The 14,198-nt window shown below is 70.9% G+C and carries 13 protein-coding genes and 2 pseudogenes; 1 reads left to right on the top strand and 14 read right to left on the bottom strand.

Going from position 1 to position 14,198, the window contains the following annotated elements; all coding sequences use genetic code 11:
• Positions 1-245 precede the first annotated feature (245 nt).
• From EFK10_RS04625 to EFK10_RS04640, 4 genes and pseudogenes are all read right to left on the bottom strand, one after another.
• On the bottom strand, positions 246-1,109 hold the full coding sequence (locus tag EFK10_RS04625; RefSeq protein WP_127354494.1) for a phosphotransferase enzyme family protein: 864 nt from the start codon (positions 1,107-1,109) through the stop codon (positions 246-248).
• Positions 1,110-1,149: 40 nt separating this feature from the next.
• Complete coding sequence (locus tag EFK10_RS04630; protein WP_407647001.1) at positions 1,150-2,226, bottom strand: carboxylate-amine ligase; 1,077 nt, start codon at positions 2,224-2,226, stop codon at positions 1,150-1,152.
• Positions 2,227-2,269: 43 nt separating this feature from the next.
• Positions 2,270-2,617, bottom strand: a pseudogene (locus EFK10_RS04635) (ABC transporter permease subunit); the annotation flags it as partial.
• A 326-nt stretch (positions 2,618-2,943) separates the two neighbouring features.
• The gene (locus EFK10_RS04640; RefSeq protein WP_127354495.1) at positions 2,944-4,155 is read right to left on the bottom strand and encodes a pyridoxal phosphate-dependent aminotransferase; all 1,212 of its coding nucleotides are present in this window, start codon (positions 4,153-4,155) and stop codon (positions 2,944-2,946) included.
• 57 nt (positions 4,156-4,212) lie between these two features.
• On the opposite strand from EFK10_RS04640, the pseudogene EFK10_RS04645 reads away from it, so the two are divergent.
• A pseudogene (locus EFK10_RS04645) lies at positions 4,213-4,569 on the top strand (winged helix-turn-helix transcriptional regulator); the annotation flags it as partial.
• Between the two features lie 11 nt (positions 4,570-4,580).
• Here EFK10_RS04645 and EFK10_RS04650 read toward each other — a convergent pair.
• The 10 genes from EFK10_RS04650 to EFK10_RS04695 form a co-directional block, all read right to left on the bottom strand.
• Positions 4,581-5,336, bottom strand: coding sequence for a sirohydrochlorin chelatase (locus EFK10_RS04650; RefSeq protein ID WP_127354496.1), 756 nt, complete (start codon positions 5,334-5,336; stop codon positions 4,581-4,583).
• A 3-nt stretch (positions 5,337-5,339) separates the two neighbouring features.
• Positions 5,340-6,311, bottom strand: a complete 972-nt coding sequence (locus EFK10_RS04655; protein ID WP_127354497.1) for an ABC transporter permease — start codon at positions 6,309-6,311, stop codon at positions 5,340-5,342.
• On the bottom strand, positions 6,298-7,104 hold the full coding sequence (locus EFK10_RS04660) for an ABC transporter ATP-binding protein (RefSeq protein ID WP_407647002.1): 807 nt from the start codon (positions 7,102-7,104) through the stop codon (positions 6,298-6,300). The genes EFK10_RS04655 and EFK10_RS04660 overlap by 14 nt, the downstream gene beginning before the upstream one ends.
• Positions 7,105-7,132: 28 nt before the next feature.
• The gene (locus EFK10_RS04665; protein ID WP_127354499.1) at positions 7,133-8,260 is read right to left on the bottom strand and encodes an aliphatic sulfonate ABC transporter substrate-binding protein; all 1,128 of its coding nucleotides are present in this window, start codon (positions 8,258-8,260) and stop codon (positions 7,133-7,135) included.
• A 219-nt stretch (positions 8,261-8,479) separates the two neighbouring features.
• Positions 8,480-9,826: a sulfate adenylyltransferase subunit 1 gene (locus EFK10_RS04670; protein WP_127354500.1), complete on the bottom strand. Its 1,347-nt coding sequence runs from the start codon at positions 9,824-9,826 to the stop codon at positions 8,480-8,482.
• A 115-nt stretch (positions 9,827-9,941) separates the two neighbouring features.
• A complete protein-coding gene (cysD, locus tag EFK10_RS04675) occupies positions 9,942-10,877 on the bottom strand; it encodes a sulfate adenylyltransferase subunit CysD (RefSeq protein WP_127354501.1) in 936 nt (311 codons plus the stop codon).
• Positions 10,874-11,452: an adenylyl-sulfate kinase gene (gene cysC / locus EFK10_RS04680; RefSeq protein WP_127354502.1), complete on the bottom strand. Its 579-nt coding sequence runs from the start codon at positions 11,450-11,452 to the stop codon at positions 10,874-10,876. The genes cysD and cysC overlap by 4 nt, the downstream gene beginning before the upstream one ends.
• Positions 11,452-12,159: a phosphoadenylyl-sulfate reductase gene (locus EFK10_RS04685; protein WP_127354503.1), complete on the bottom strand. Its 708-nt coding sequence runs from the start codon at positions 12,157-12,159 to the stop codon at positions 11,452-11,454. The genes cysC and EFK10_RS04685 overlap by 1 nt, the downstream gene beginning before the upstream one ends.
• Positions 12,156-12,335, bottom strand: coding sequence for a hypothetical protein (locus EFK10_RS04690; RefSeq protein ID WP_127354504.1), 180 nt, complete (start codon positions 12,333-12,335; stop codon positions 12,156-12,158). The genes EFK10_RS04685 and EFK10_RS04690 overlap by 4 nt, the downstream gene beginning before the upstream one ends.
• Before the next feature lie 88 nt (positions 12,336-12,423).
• The gene (locus EFK10_RS04695; RefSeq protein ID WP_127354505.1) at positions 12,424-14,124 is read right to left on the bottom strand and encodes a nitrite/sulfite reductase; all 1,701 of its coding nucleotides are present in this window, start codon (positions 14,122-14,124) and stop codon (positions 12,424-12,426) included.
• Positions 14,125-14,198 lie beyond the last annotated feature (74 nt).

Raw genomic sequence — 14,198 nt, forward strand, 5'->3', positions numbered from 1 at the left:
GCGCCGGACTCTCCCCGGACGGAGTCTGGGGGACCCCACCTCGCTTCGCTCCCCTTGTGGAACGTTCTCCCACAACCCGGCTGAGCCAATTCAGGCCGTCCGGCGTTTGAGGACCTGGCGGCTGGGGGACCCCACCCAAACGGAGGTTTGGGGGAGAGCCCCCAGCGGGTCCGGGCGGGGCCCGGTTTCGGGAAGGGGAGGGGTGGGGGGGAGTAAACGTGCCCCGCTGCAGAAACGGCGCGCCGTCAGAAGGGGTACCAGCGCACCGAGGGGTCACCGTCGCGGAGGGAGGCTACGCGGCGGCGGAACTCGGCGAGGGCGGGGGGGTTGGCGGGGGCGTGTTGGGCGACCCAGGCGCAGCTGGCGGTTTCGCGGGCGCCGCGGAGGACGGGGCAGCCGTCCCAGGAGCGCACGTCCCAGCCGTAGGCATCGGTGAAGGCGTCGTAGGCCGCCGGGTCGAGCCCGTAGCGGTCGCGACTGAGGGCCATGACGACGAGGTCGTGCTCCCGCAGGTCCGCGGAGAAGGTCTCGAGGTCGACAAGGACCGGCCCGTCGGGCCCGACGTGGACGTTTCGGGGGAGGGCGTCACCGTGGATGGGCCCGGAGGGCAGGCGCGGGGTCAGCGCGGCCGCCGCGGCGGCGAAGCCGTCCCGCCGGTCGCGGAGGAAAGCCGCGTCGGCCGGGTCGATGGCGTCGCCGGCCAGCCGGAGCCACCGCTCGACGCCGCCGAGCAGATCGCGCCGGGGGAGGGCGAAGTCGGGCTCGGGCAGAGCGTGGACGAGCCGCAGCAGCGCGGCGAGGTCGGCGGGCCCGGCGGGCCGGACCGGCTCGGGCAGCCGCTGCCAAAAGGTCACCGGGTGCCCCGCGACGAGCCGGGCCTCGGGCTCGGCCACCCGCACCGCCGGAATGCCGAGCCCGGCGAGCCACACAGCGGTACGCACCTCGCGCTCGGATCGCGCCAGCAGCTCCGCGTCGCGGCCGACCTTGGCGACGACCTCGCCGTCCAGCTCGAAGACCGCGTTCTCGCCGAGGGCGATGAGCTTCGCGGTACCGGCCCCGTATCCCGCCGCCGCGAGCACACCCCGCGCCAGCTCTTCGTTGAACGCCATGCCGCAATGATCGCAGAGCCGCGCCAGGGCGCCCCGGCGGCTAGAAGGACAGGGTGCGGTCCACCGCTTCCCGTACGACCGCCGCCGCGCCCCGCTCCGCGTACACCTCCCGCTGCCATCGCGCACCCGTGCCGCGGGTGAGCAGCCGCTCGACCCCGGCCCGTACGGTGTCGAGGTCGCCGGCCTCCTCCAGCGCGGCGGCGGAGTGGTCGACGACCGCCTCGATCACCTCGCGCGCGCACGCCGGCCGGTGCGTAAGCGGGTGCACCAGGGAGCCCTGGATCCCGGACCGGCAGGCCCGCCAGGCCGCGAGCCGCAGCACGTGGACGCCGACGTCGGGGGCGGGTTCGCCGGCGGACCAGTCGCGGGCGGCGGTTTCGACCAGGCCCCGGACGAGGGCGGCGAGCAGCACCGCGTCCTCGGCGTCGGGGCACACGTCGCAGACCCGCACCTCGACCGTGGGGAAGGTGACGGACAGCCGGACGTCGAAGTAGACCATGCCCTGGTCGAGCAGCGTGCCGGTGCCCAGCATCGCGCCGACGGCGTGTCGGTAACCGGCGGCGGAGCCGAAGAGCTCGGGCGGTCCGGCGGTGGGCCACCGGCCGAAGACCTGGTAGCGGTAGCCCGCGTAGCCGGTGTCCCGCCCCTGCCAGAAGGGTGAATTCGTACTCAGCGCGAGCAGCGGCGCCAGCCACGGCCGTAGCCGGTCGATGACGGCCACGCCCTCCTCGTCCGAGGCGACCCCGACGTGGATGTGGCAGCCGCAGGTCAGCTGTTCCTGCGCGGTGAGCCCGAACAGGTCGGTCATCCGGCGGTATCGGCCGCCCGGAGTGAGCTGCGGCGACACCGGCAGCGGCGAGGTGGCCAGCGCGGCCACCTCCGCGCCCTGCGCCCGGGCCAGCGCCGCTGCGCGCCCGCGCCAGGCGCGCAGCTGGTCGCGCAGCTGGTCGAGGCGCTCGCAAGGGTGCGTGTTGATCTCCAGTTGCTGCTGTTGCAACTCGGCGACCAGCTCGCCACCCTTCTCCCCTTCCAGGACAGCCCCGGCCACGGCGCGCGGTGTGAAACTTCCCGCGTCCACCAGCAGCAGTTCCTCTTCCACCCCTACCGTTCGCAGCACAAACAGCGAGTACCCCCTTCACGTGGGGTTTATCGCTCCGGCGTCAGGTCTTGCGCCGTGCGGTCATGGTGCGCTGGATCAGGATGAAGGCGAGGAGCAGCACCCCGGTGGCGATCTTGGTCCACCATGAGCTGAGCGTGCCCTCGAACTGGATGATCGTTTTGATCAGGCCCAGCACGAGAACACCGAACAGCGTCCCGATCACATACCCGGAGCCGCCGGTGAGCAGCGTGCCGCCGATCACCACCGCCGCGATGGCGTCGAGCTCCAGACCGACGGCGTGCAGCGGGTCACCCGACTGGACGTACAGGGTGAACAGCAGCCCGGACAGCGCCGAGCAGAATCCGCTGACCGGGTAGACGGCGATCTTCGCACCGCCGACGCTGACCGTGCCGCCGTCGGCGGTGTCGTCCCGAAGGGTGCCAGGACCTTGAGGCCGGCTTCCCGCACCGGCCCGCCGACCGGGTCGAGGACGAGGTCGACCCCCCTCACGGCGTCGGCGAACTCGTCCCGTACGAACACCTCGTCATAGCCGAGCCCCAGCGCGTACGCCACCTCCCCGGCGAGCCGACCGTCGTCCGGGCTGCCGTTCACATCGAATCCGATTGCTCGCATGAGACTCGGCAACCGGCGGGCCGAGCAGCCGTATTCCGGGCGGCGGAGCGCTTCATGCGGCCTCTTTCACCCGGGTCACCGCAGGCGACCTCGTCGCCGGGCTCACTGCCGGTAACCCGCCAGGAAGCGGCCGATCCGGCTGATCGCGGCGTCCAGGTCGTCGGCGCGGGGGAGGGTGAGGATGCGGAAGTGGTCGGGGCGCGGCCAGCTGAAGCCGGTGCCCTGGACGACCTGGATCTTCTCGCGGAGGAGGAGGTCGAGGACGAACTTCTCGTCGTCGTGGATGGGATGGACCTTGGGGTCGATCCGGGGGAAGGCGTAGAGGGCGCCCTTGGGCTTGACGCAGGAGACGCCGGGGATCTCGTTGAGCTTCTCCCAGGCCATGTCGCGCTGCTCGTGGAGCCTGCCGCCGGGCAGGACGAGGTCCTTGATGCTCTGGCGGCCGCCGAGCGCGGCCTGAATGGCGTGCTGGGCGGGCACGTTGGGGCACAGCCGCATGGAGGCGAGGGTGACCAGGCCCTCCAGATAGTTCCTGGCGTGCTGCCGGGGGCCGGAGACGACCAGCCAGCCGGAACGGAAACCGGCGACGCGGTAGGCCTTGGACAGGCCGCTGAAGGTGAGGCAGAGGACGTCGGGGGCGAGGGCGGCGGCGGTGTGGTGGACGGAGTCGTCGTAGAGGATCTTGTCGTAGACCTCGTCGGCGAAGACCATCAGCCCATGGCGGCGTGCGAGGTCGAGGATGCCGTCCAGCAGCTCCTTCGGATAGACCGCGCCCGTGGGGTTGTTGGGGTTGATGATGACGACGGCCTTGGTGCGGTCGGTGATCTTCGAGGCCATGTCGTCGAGGTCAGGGAACCAGTCGGCGGACTCGTCGCAGATGTAGTGCACCGCCTTGCCGCCCGCGAGGTTGGTGACAGCGGTCCAGAGCGGAAAGTCCGGTGCGGGGATGAGGACTTCGTCGCCGTCGTCGAGCAGCGCCTGGACGGCCATCTGGACCAGTTCAGAGACGCCGTTGCCCAGGAAGATGTCGTCCACGCCGACATCGGGCAGCCCGCGCTCCTGGTAGTGCGCGGCGACGGCGCGGCGGGCGGACAGGATGCCGCGCGAGTCGCTGTAGCCGTGCGCCTGGGGGAGGGTGCGGATGATGTCCTGCAGGATCTCCTCGGGTGCCTCGAAGCCGAACAGCGCGGGATTGCCGGTGTTGAGGCGCAGCACGCTGTGGCCGGCCTCCTCGAGCGCGTTCGCGTGCTCGATCACCGGTCCGCGGATCTCGTAAAGGACGTTGGCCAGCTTGCCCGACTGCTTGAACTCCATGCTTGGTTTTACCAAGTACGAGCTTGGAAAGTCCAACCTTTTCGCTAGGGTGATCTCATGCCGCGCCGAAGTTACGACCAGTACTGCCCCATCGCCCGAGCCCTCGACGTGGTCGGCGAACGCTGGACCCTCCTCATCGTCCGCGAACTCCTCGCGGGCCCCCGCCGCTACACCGACCTCCACGCCGACCTCCCCGGCGTCAGCACCGACGTCCTGGCCAACCGCCTCAAGGAGATGGAGCGCGAAGCCCTCGTGACCCGCCGCCGCCTCCCCCCTCCCGGCGCTGCGTACGTCTACGAACTCACCGACCGGGGGCGTGAGTTGCTGCCCATCCTCGACGCCCTCGCCGTCTGGGGCGGCCCGGCGCTCGGCGAGCCCCGCCCCACGGACGCCCTCCGGGAGCACTGGTCCGCGACGGTGTGAGGTCAGGCGCTGAGCGTGGCGAACCGGCGGACGACACAGGACTCGTCGTACCGGCGCAGCAGCAGCCGGGCCAGCTCGGGGGCATCGCCCAGGACCGCGGCGAGAACGTCGGCACCGGCGTCCTGCGCCCCGCGGGCGATGCGGTCGGGGAGGAAGCCGGGGGCGATGACGTAGGGGGCCACGACCACGCGGTCGACGCCCTCGGCGCGCAGTTGGCGGACGGCGTCCTCGGTGCGGGGGAGGGAGGCGGAGGCGAAGGCGGGTCGCACGGCGCACCAGCCGGTGTGCCGCCACGCCCGCGCGATGTCAGCGATGACCGCCATCGCCTCCGGGTCCGTGGAGCCCGCCGACGCGAGCACGATGCCGGTCGACGGACGGTCGCCGGGGCGCACCCCGGCCTCGTACAGCCGCCGTTCGAGGGCGGCGGTCAGCAGGGGCGACGGCCCGAGCACCTCGGTCTGACGGACCGACAGACGCGGGTGGCCGGCGGTCGCCTCGCGCAGGACGGCCGGGATGTCGGCCTTGGCGTGGAAGGCGCGGGTGAGCAGCAGCGGGAGGGCCACCACCTCGCGTACGCCCTCCGCCGCCAGCCGGTCGATGACCTGGGGGACACTCGGCGCGTTGAAGTCGAGGTAGGCGGTGGCGACGCGAAGGCTCGGCCGGGCAGCTCGTACGCGCTGGGTGAGCGCGTGGACCGTCGCGGCATGCCGCGGATCGCGGCTGCCGTGGGCGACGACGAGAAGCACCGGACGGACCATGCGTCAGCTCCGGACCAGCAGGCCGCGGCTGCGCAGTACGGCTCGCTCCAGAGGGGCGAAGACGAGCAGCTCGATACCGATGCCGACGATCAGGATGAGCAGGATCGCGGCGAGGACCCAGGCCATATCGGACTGCTCGCGGCCCTGCTCCAGGAACTGGCCGAGGCCGGTGCCCAGGTCGGGGGAGCTGACGATCAGCTCGGCAGCCATCAGCGAACGCCAGGAGAACGCCCAGCCCTGCTTCAGCCCGGCGAGGTAGCCCGGCAGGGCGGCGGGCAGCAGCACATGCCGGACGCTGTGCAGACCGGTGGCGCCGATGACCCGGCCCGCGCGCAGGTACAGCGGCGGGATCTGGTCGACGCCGGCCACCAGGCCGTTGGCGATGGACGGGACGGCGCCGAGCAGCACGACCGCGTAGATCGTGCCGTTGCTCAGGCCGAACCAGATGATCGCGGCCGGCACCCAGGCAACCGACGGCAGCGACTGCAGTCCGGAGAGGATCGGGCCGATGGCGGCGCGAACGGGCTTGACCCGGGCGACGATCAGGCCCAGCGGGGTGCCGATCGCCACCGAGGCCAGGAAGCCGAGGACACCGCGCGAGAGGCTGGTCCACACAAAGCCCAGCAGGGTGCCCTTCAGCCACTGGTCGCGCAGCGAGCGCGCGACGTCGACGGGGCTCGGCAGCTGGTAGTGAGCCTTCACCTGGAAGTGATAGGCGAGCTGCCACACGATCAGCACCAGCGCGATCGCGATGACCGGCGGCAGGGCCTTCTCGCGGAGCTTGCTCAGCAGCGGGGTCCGGTGGACGTGGCTGGTCTCCAGGGCGTCGAGCCCGGCCTCCAGACCCGCAAGTGAGCCCGCCGGACGAGCGGTCTCCCCGGCGGTGGCCCCGGCAGCCCCGGATTCGGTGCCGGCCGTCTTGGCCTCAGTCGTGTCCGTGGCGTCCGTGGTGTCCGTGGTCTCAGTGCTGGCCATGACGTCGGATCTCCCCCCGCAGCTGTTCGGTGATCTCTACGGACAGTTCGGCTACCGCGGCGTCCTCGATCCGGCGCGGCTGCGGTATGTCGACCGTCCATTCGCGGGCGATCCGGCCCGGGCGGGAGGACAGCAGGATGACGCGCTGCGCGAGCCGCACGGCCTCGCGCACGTTGTGGGTCACGAAGAGCACGGAGAGATTGGTCTCCGACCAGATCCGGGTCAGCTCCTCGTGCAGTACGTCGCGGGTGATGGCGTCCAGAGCCGCGAACGGCTCGTCCATCAGCAGCAGTTGGCTGTCCTGGGCGAGCGCGCGGGCCAGCGCCACGCGCTGCCGCATGCCGCCGGACAGCTCGTGCACCCGCTTGCCGTAGGCGCCGCGCAGCCGTACGAGTTCGAGCAGCCGCTCGGCCTCGTCGCGGCGCTCGGAGCCGGGGACGCCGCGCATGCGCAGGGCGAGTTCGATGTTCCTGCCCGCGGTGAGCCACGGGAAGAGGGCGTGCTCCTGGAACATCAGGGCCGGGCGGCCGCCGGGGGTCTCAATGCCCCCGGCGGACGGCTGGTCGAGTCCCGCGACCAGGTTGAGCAGGGTGGACTTTCCGCAGCCCGAGGCCCCCAGGAGGCAGACGAACTCGCCTGGGGCGACATCGATGGTGATGTCGTCGAGCACGTGCTGCTGCGCGCCGGGCCGGCCGAAGGACTTCGAGACGTGCTCGATGCGGGCGGCGTAACGGGCCGCGTCGTGGGCGGTTCCTGCGGGCTGCTTGCTGAGTGCGGTGGCCATGCGTGTCACCTCCTGGGGGATGCTGCGGACCGGTTGACTAGCCGCCGAGCCCTGCGTCGCTGATCTGGGACTTGCCGTCGGCCTTGAGGACCTGGTTCAGGATCGAGAGGTCGTAGATCCCGCTGAGGTCGGGCTTGTCCAGCAGGCCGGACTTGACCGCGTGGTCCGCCTCGGTCTTGAGGGTGGAGGCCAGCGGGTCGTCGGTGAAGTTGATGCTCTTCCAGGCCGGGTCGATGACGTTGGCTGGAAGGGCCTTGCCGGACAGTGTCGCGAGCTCCTGGTTGGCGATGGCCTTCGCCTTGTCGGAGTTGGCGTTGATCCAGACGTTGGTGTTCACCGAACCCTGGAGCACCGCCTTGACGACGTCGGGGTGCGCCGACAGGAACTTCTGGGAGACGATCACGTTCGTGATGACGAACTTGCCGTCCTTCCACAGGGAGCTCTCGTCGAGCAGCACCTTCGCGCCCTCGGCGACCAGCTTGGAGGCGGTGGGCTCGGGGACCCAGGCACCGTCGATCGCCCCGGACTTGTAGGCGTCCGGGGTGATCTTGTTGTCCGTACGGACGACGGAGACGTCGCCCTTGCCGGTCGTTGCGTCGACCTTCCAGCCCTGGTCGGCGATCCAGTTGAGGAAGGCCACGTCCTGGGTGTTGCCCAGCTGCGGGGTGGCGATCTTCTTGCCCTTGACGTCCTTGAGGGACTTGATCTTGTTCGGGTTGACGACCAGCTTCACACCGCCGGAGGCGGAGCCGGCGACGATCTTCAGGCTCTTGCCGCCGGACTTCACGTAACCGTTGATGGCGGGAGAGGGGCCGATCCAGCCGATGTCGATGGACCCGGCGTTCAGCGCCTCGATCTCGGCCGGGCCCGCGTTGAAGACGGCGGTGGAGACCTTGGTGCTGCCGAGCTCCTGCCGGATGAGGCCGTTCTTGGCCAGACCGACCAGGGCGGTGCCGTGCGTGAGGTTCGCGAAGTAACCGATCTTCACCGTGCTCGCGGAGAGCTTCTTGCCGCTGGCGCTGGGCGCGGCCGCGTCGGTGGCGTTGCTCTTATTGGCGGAGCCGTAGCCGCAGGCCGCGAGAGCCAGCAGAGGGAGAAGGGCGGCGCCGGCGATCAGACGGCGGCGCGTCGTGGTTCTCGGGGACGTGGTGCGATCGGCAGTCACGGGAGGTGTTCCTCTCAGGGGCCCGGGACGCGCGCTCTCTACGGCGCGGCCGGGTGGTGGCTGTCAGGTCTTCGGAAATGCGGCGTTACGTGCACGGGGGATAGGCGGTGCTCACGCTTTAGCGCACACATCGCGAAACCCCGCCCTGGCCGCTGCCGAGACAGCCGCTGCCGACGCGGCCACCCTCTTTGGCGAAGGTGGAGAACACGTCGATGGTCATCAGAAGTCCCACCCCTCGTCTTCGTCTTCGGCCGCGCTGTCGGCGGCCGGGTTCTGCCGGGCGGCGAAGGCCTCGCCCGCCATGCCGGCGGTCAGCGTGGTGCCGTCCGCCGGGTCGATCAGGATGAAGGAGCCGGTGAGCCGGGAGTCGGCGTAGGCGTCCAGGGGCAGCGGCTCGGAGGTACGCAGCACCACCGTGCCGATGTCGTTGACCGACAGCTCGCCGGGCTGGTCCTCGTGGACCAGGCCGTGAGTGAGGTCGATCTTGTACGGGAGTTCCCTGACGATCGCCTTCACCGTGCGGGTGCCGTGCTTCAGCAGCAAGCGGGCGCCGACCTTCAGCGCGCGCTCGTGCAGATGGCAGACGGTCGCCTCGACGTCCTGGGTGGTCGCCGGCGCGACAGCCGTCGGCGCGATGAGGTCACCGCGCGAGACGTCCACGTCGTCGGCGAGCAGCACGGTCACCGACTGCGGCGCCCACGCCACGTCCACCGGCGTGCCCAGCGCGTCGATCCCCGTGACGGTGCTGGTCAGCCCGGACGGCAGTACGGTCACGGGGTCGCCGACCCGCAGGACGCCGGAGGCGATCTGGCCCGCGTAGCCCCGGTAGTCGGGGTGGGCGGCGGTCTGCGGGCGGATGACGTACTGGACCGGGAAGCGGGCCGGGGCGTCGGCCTGCTCGGTGCCGACCGGGACGGTCTCCAGATGCTCGAGGATCGTCGGGCCGCCGTACCAGTCCATGTTGGCCGACGGGGTCACCACGTTGTCCCCGGCGAGCGCCGAGATCGGTATCGCGGTGATCTCCGGGACGCCGATCGAGGCCGCGTACGCCGTGAACTCCTCGGCGATGGCCGCGAACACCGGCTCCGCGTACTCGACCAGGTCCATCTTGTTGACGGCCAGCACCACGTGCGGGACCCGCAGCAGTGCGGCGACGGCGGCATGGCGGCGGGTCTGCTCGACGACCCCGTTGCGGGCGTCGACCAGGACCACAGCCAGCTCGGCGGTGGAGGCGCCGGTGACCATGTTCCGCGTGTACTGCACATGCCCCGGCGTGTCGGCGAGGATGAACCGGCGACGGGCGGTGGCGAAGTAGCGGTACGCCACGTCGATGGTGATGCCCTGCTCCCGCTCGGCGCGCAGGCCGTCGGTGAGGAGGGCGAGGTCGGGGGCTTCCTGACCGCGCCGGGCCGAGGCGAGCTCGACGGCTTCGAGCTGGTCGGTGAGCACGGACTTGGAGTCGTGCAGCAGGCGGCCGACCAGGGTGGACTTGCCGTCGTCGACGGATCCGGCCGTGGCGAAGCGGAGCAGCGAAGCTGCCGGGGCGGCGGTGGCGGTGCTGGTCATGCGTCGTCCCTTCGCGTGCTCGTGTGCGGTCCGCCGTGGTGGTGGTTCAGGCTGGTGGCGGTCCCGGTGATCCGGCGGAACGGTGCCGCGACGGCGGCGGTGATGTGGCCCACGGCTAGAAGTACCCCTCGCGCTTGCGGTCTTCCATGGCGGCCTCGGAGAGCTTGTCGTCGGCCCGCGTGGCACCGCGCTCGGTCAGCCGGGACGCGGCGATCTCGGTGATGACCTGCTCGATGGTCGCCGCGTCGGAGTCCACCGCGCCTGTGCAGGACATGTCGCCGACCGTGCGGTAGCGGATCAGGCGGCGCTCGACGGTCTCGCCGTCCTTCGGGCCGCCCCAGTCGCCGGCGGTGAGCCACATGCCGTCGCGGGCGAAGACGTCCCGCTCGTGCGCGTAGTAGATCTGCGGCAGTTCGATGCCCTCGCGGGCGATGTACTGCCAGACGTCCAGCTCGGTCCAGTTGCTGAGCGGGAAGACCCGGACGTGCTCACCGGCCGCGTGCCGGCCGTTGTAGAGCGCCCACAGCTCGGGGCGCTGGCGGCGCGGGTCCCAGGCGCCGAACTCGTCGCGCAGCGAGAAGACCCGCTCCTTGGCGCGGGCCTTCTCCTCGTCGCGGCGGCCGCCGCCGAAGACGGCGTCGTACTTGCCCTCGGTGATGGCGTCCAGCAGCGGCACGGTCTGCAGCGGGTTGCGCGTCCCGTCGGGGCGCTCCCGCAGCCGGCCGTCGTCGATGTAGTCCTGTACGGAGGCGACGTGCAGCCGCAGGTTGTGCTGCTCGGCGGTCCGGTCGCGGTACTCGATGACCTCGGGGAAGTTGTGGCCGGTGTCGACATGCAGCAGCGCGAAGGGCACCGGCGCCGGGGCGAAGGCCTTCAGCGCCAGGTGCAGCATGACGATGGAGTCCTTGCCGCCGGAGAACAGGATCACCGGCCGCTCGAACTCGCCCGCCACCTCGCGGAAGATGTGTACGGCCTCGGACTCCAGGGCGTCCAGATGGCTGAGCGCGTACGGGTTCTCGGTGGTGCCGGTCAGCGCAGCAACGGTCGTCACGCCAGTCCCCTCTCGACGAGCAGCGCGGTCAGCACTGCGGCGGAGTCCTCGACGGTGTGGTCCTGTGTCTGAAGGCGCAGGTCGGGCGTCTCGGGCGCCTCGTACGGGTCGTCGACGCCGGTGAGCCCCGATATCTCGCCGGCCGCCTGCTTGGCGTACAGCCCCTTCACGTCGCGTACGGAGCAGACCTCCACTGGCGTGGCGACGTGGATCTCCAAGTAGGCCGTCCCCTCGGCCTGGTGGCGCTTGCGGACGGCCTCGCGGCTGTCGGCGTACGGGGCGATGACCGGGACGAGGACCTTGACGCCGTTGCTGGCCAGCAGTTCGGCGACGAAGCCGATCCGCTGGACGTTGGTGTGCCGGTCCTCGCGGGTGAAGCCGAGGCCGGAGGAGAGGAACTCGCGGATCTCGTCGCCGTCGAGCACCTCGACCCGGTGTCCGTCGCCGCGCAGCCGCTTCGCCAGCGCGTAGGCGATCGTGGTCTTGCCCGCGCTCGGCAGACCCGTGAGCCAGACGGTGGCTCCCTGGTCTGTCACGCTCATCTGCTTCTCCTGGGTGATCTGTTCCGTCGTCATCAGCCGTGCAGCCCGCACTCGGTCTTGCCCCGGCCCGCCCAGCGGCCGGCCCGGGCGTCCTCGCCCTCCAGCACCCGGCGGGTGCAGGGGGCGCAGCCCACCGAGGCATAGCCGTCCGTCAGCAGCGGGTTGGTCAGGACACCGTGCTCGGCGATGTACGTTTCCACGTCTTCCTGTGACCACCGGGCGATGGGCGAGACTTTCACCTTCTGCCGCTTGGCGTCCCAGCCGACGACCGGGGTGTTCGCCCGGGTCGGGGACTCGTCACGGCGCAGGCCCGTCGCCCATGCGTCGTACGCGGTCAGGCCCTCTTCGAGCGGCTTGACCTTGCGCATCGCGCAGCACAGGTCCGGGTCGCGGTCGTGCAACTTCGGCCCGTACTCGGCGTCCTGCTCGGCGACCGTCTGACGGGGAGTGAGCGTGATGACGTTCACATCCATGACGGCGGCGACCGCGTCCCGGGTGCCGATGGTCTCCGGGAAGTGGTACCCGGTGTCGAGGAACACCACGTCCACGCCGGGGGCGACCCGGGAGGCGAGGTGCGTCACGACGGCGTCCTCCATGGACGAGGTCACGCAGAAGCGCGGCCCGAAGGTGTCGACGGCCCAGCGCAGGATGTCCAGCGCGGAGGCGTCCTCCAGGTCGCGGCCCGCCTGTTCGGCGAGCCGTTGCAGGTCTTCGGCGGTGCGGGCGTGGGCGGTGGTCACGTGTCGCCTCCATCGCGGGGAGCGGAGCTGAGCCCCTTGGCCAGCAGGCCGAGGAACTTCAACTGGAAGGCGCGATTGCACGCCCGGCATTCCCAAGCCCCGTGGCCCTGTTCGGCCGGGTGCAGGTCCTCGTCCCCGCAGTAGGGGCAGTAGAAAGGCGCGGCACGCTCACTCACGGCGCCTCCTTGCTCGCTTCTCCGCCCGCGCGGCGCGCAGGTGCGGCCGTCGCGGTTGTCTGCAGCCCGGCGGCCGCGAGTGCCTCGCTCACGACAGCGCCTCCTCGCTGGCCCGGGCCGCCCAGGCGGCGAAGCGCTCGCCGTCCTCGCGCTCCGCCTGGAAGCGCTTGAGGACCCGCTCGATGTAGTCGGGCAGCTCGTCGGAGGTGACCTTCAGGCCGCGCACCTTGCGGCCGAAGCCGGCCTCCAGGCCGAGCGCGCCGCCCAGGTGGACCTGGAAGCCCTCGACCTGGTTGCCGTCGGCGTCCAGGACGAGCTGGCCCTTGAGACCGATGTCCGCCACCTGGATACGGGCGCAGGCGTTGGGGCAGCCGTTGACGTTGATGGTGATGGGCTCGTCGAACTCCGGCAGGCGGCGCTCCAGTTCGTCGATGAGCGAGGCGCCGCGCACCTTGGTCTCGACGATGGCGAGCTTGCAGAACTCGATGCCGGTGCAGGCCATCGTGCCGCGCCGGAAGGGCGACGGGGTGGCGGTGAGGTCCAGCGCCTCCAGGCCCGCGACCAGGGACTCGATGCGCGGCTCCTCGACGTCGAGCACGATCATCTTCTGCTCGACGGTGGTGCGCAGGCGGCCCGAGCCGTGTTCCTCGGCCAGCTCGGCGATCTTGCTCAGCGTCGCGCCGTCGATACGGCCCACGCGCGGGGCGAAGCCCACGTAGAAGCGGCCGTCCTTCTGCCGGTGCACGCCGACGTGGTCGCGCCACTGCTCGACCGGCTGGGCCGGGGCCGGGCCGTCGACGAGCTTGCGCTTGAGGTAGTCGTCCTCCAGGACCTGGCGGAACTTCTCCGCGCCCCAGTCGGCGACCAGGAACTTCAGGCGGGCGCGGGTGCGCAGCCGGCGGTAGCCGAAGTCACGGAAGATCGAGATGACGCCTTCGTAGACGTCCGCGACCTCCTCCAGCGGCACCCAGGCGCCGAGCCGGACGCCGATCTTGGGGTTGGTGGACAGACCGCCGCCGACCCACAGGTCGAAGCCGGGGCCGCGGTCGGGGTGCTCCACACCGACGAAGGCGATGTCGTTGATCTCGTGCGCGACATCGAGCAGCGGCGAGCCGGAGATCGCCGACTTGAACTTGCGGGGGAGGTTCGAGAAGTCCTTGTTGCCCACGATGCGGGCATGGATCTCGTCAAGGGCGGGGGTGCCGTCGATGATCTCGTCCTCGGCGATCCCGGCCACCGGCGATCCGAGGATGACCCGCGGGGTGTCGCCGCAGGCCTCGGTGGTGGACAGCCCGACGGCTTCCAGGCGGCGCCAGATCTCGGGGACGTCCTCGATCCGGATCCAGTGCAGCTGGATGTTCTGCCGGTCGGTGACGTCGGCGGTGCCCCGGGCGAACTCCTGGGAGATCTCACCGATGATCCGCAACTGCTCGGTGGTCAGCCGGCCGCCGTCGATACGGATCCGCAGCATGAAGTACTTGTCGTCCAGCTCCTCCGGCTCCAGGATCGCGGTCTTGCCGCCGTCGATCCCGGGCTTGCGCTGGGTGTACAGCCCCCACCAGCGCATCCGGCCGCGCAGGTCGGCGCCGTCGATGGAGTCGAAGCCGCGGTGGGCGTAGATCGTCTCAATGCGTGTCCGCACGTTGAGACCGTCGTCGTCCTTCTTGAACTGCTCGTTGGCGTTGAGAGGCGTGAGGTGCCCAACGCCCCACTGACCCTCGCCACGGTGACGGCTCGCCTTGCGGCGGACAACAGCGGCGGCTGCGGGCTTCTCGGGGGTGGTGGCCATGGCGATGCAGTCCTTCTGGCAGGCTCGTGAAAGGTCGATGATTGCGCTGGAGCACCTTATGGCCTGCGAAAACA

This window comes from Streptomyces soli, from assembly GCF_003999195.1.
GTDB lineage: Bacteria > Actinomycetota > Actinomycetes > Streptomycetales > Streptomycetaceae > Actinacidiphila > Actinacidiphila soli.

Coding starts and splice junctions, on each gene's coding strand:
- EFK10_RS04655 (WP_127354497.1), bottom strand. CDS start 6,311: ATGGCCAGCACTGAGACCACGGACACCACGGACGCCACGGACACGACT.
- EFK10_RS04650 (WP_127354496.1), bottom strand. CDS start 5,336: ATGGTCCGTCCGGTGCTTCTCGTCGTCGCCCACGGCAGCCGCGATCCG.
- EFK10_RS04670 (WP_127354500.1), bottom strand. CDS start 9,826: ATGACCAGCACCGCCACCGCCGCCCCGGCAGCTTCGCTGCTCCGCTTC.
- EFK10_RS04640 (WP_127354495.1), bottom strand. CDS start 4,155: ATGGAGTTCAAGCAGTCGGGCAAGCTGGCCAACGTCCTTTACGAGATC.
- EFK10_RS04625 (WP_127354494.1), bottom strand. CDS start 1,109: ATGGCGTTCAACGAAGAGCTGGCGCGGGGTGTGCTCGCGGCGGCGGGA.
- EFK10_RS04695 (WP_127354505.1), bottom strand. CDS start 14,124: ATGGCCACCACCCCCGAGAAGCCCGCAGCCGCCGCTGTTGTCCGCCGC.
- cysC (WP_127354502.1), bottom strand. CDS start 11,452: ATGACGACGGAACAGATCACCCAGGAGAAGCAGATGAGCGTGACAGAC.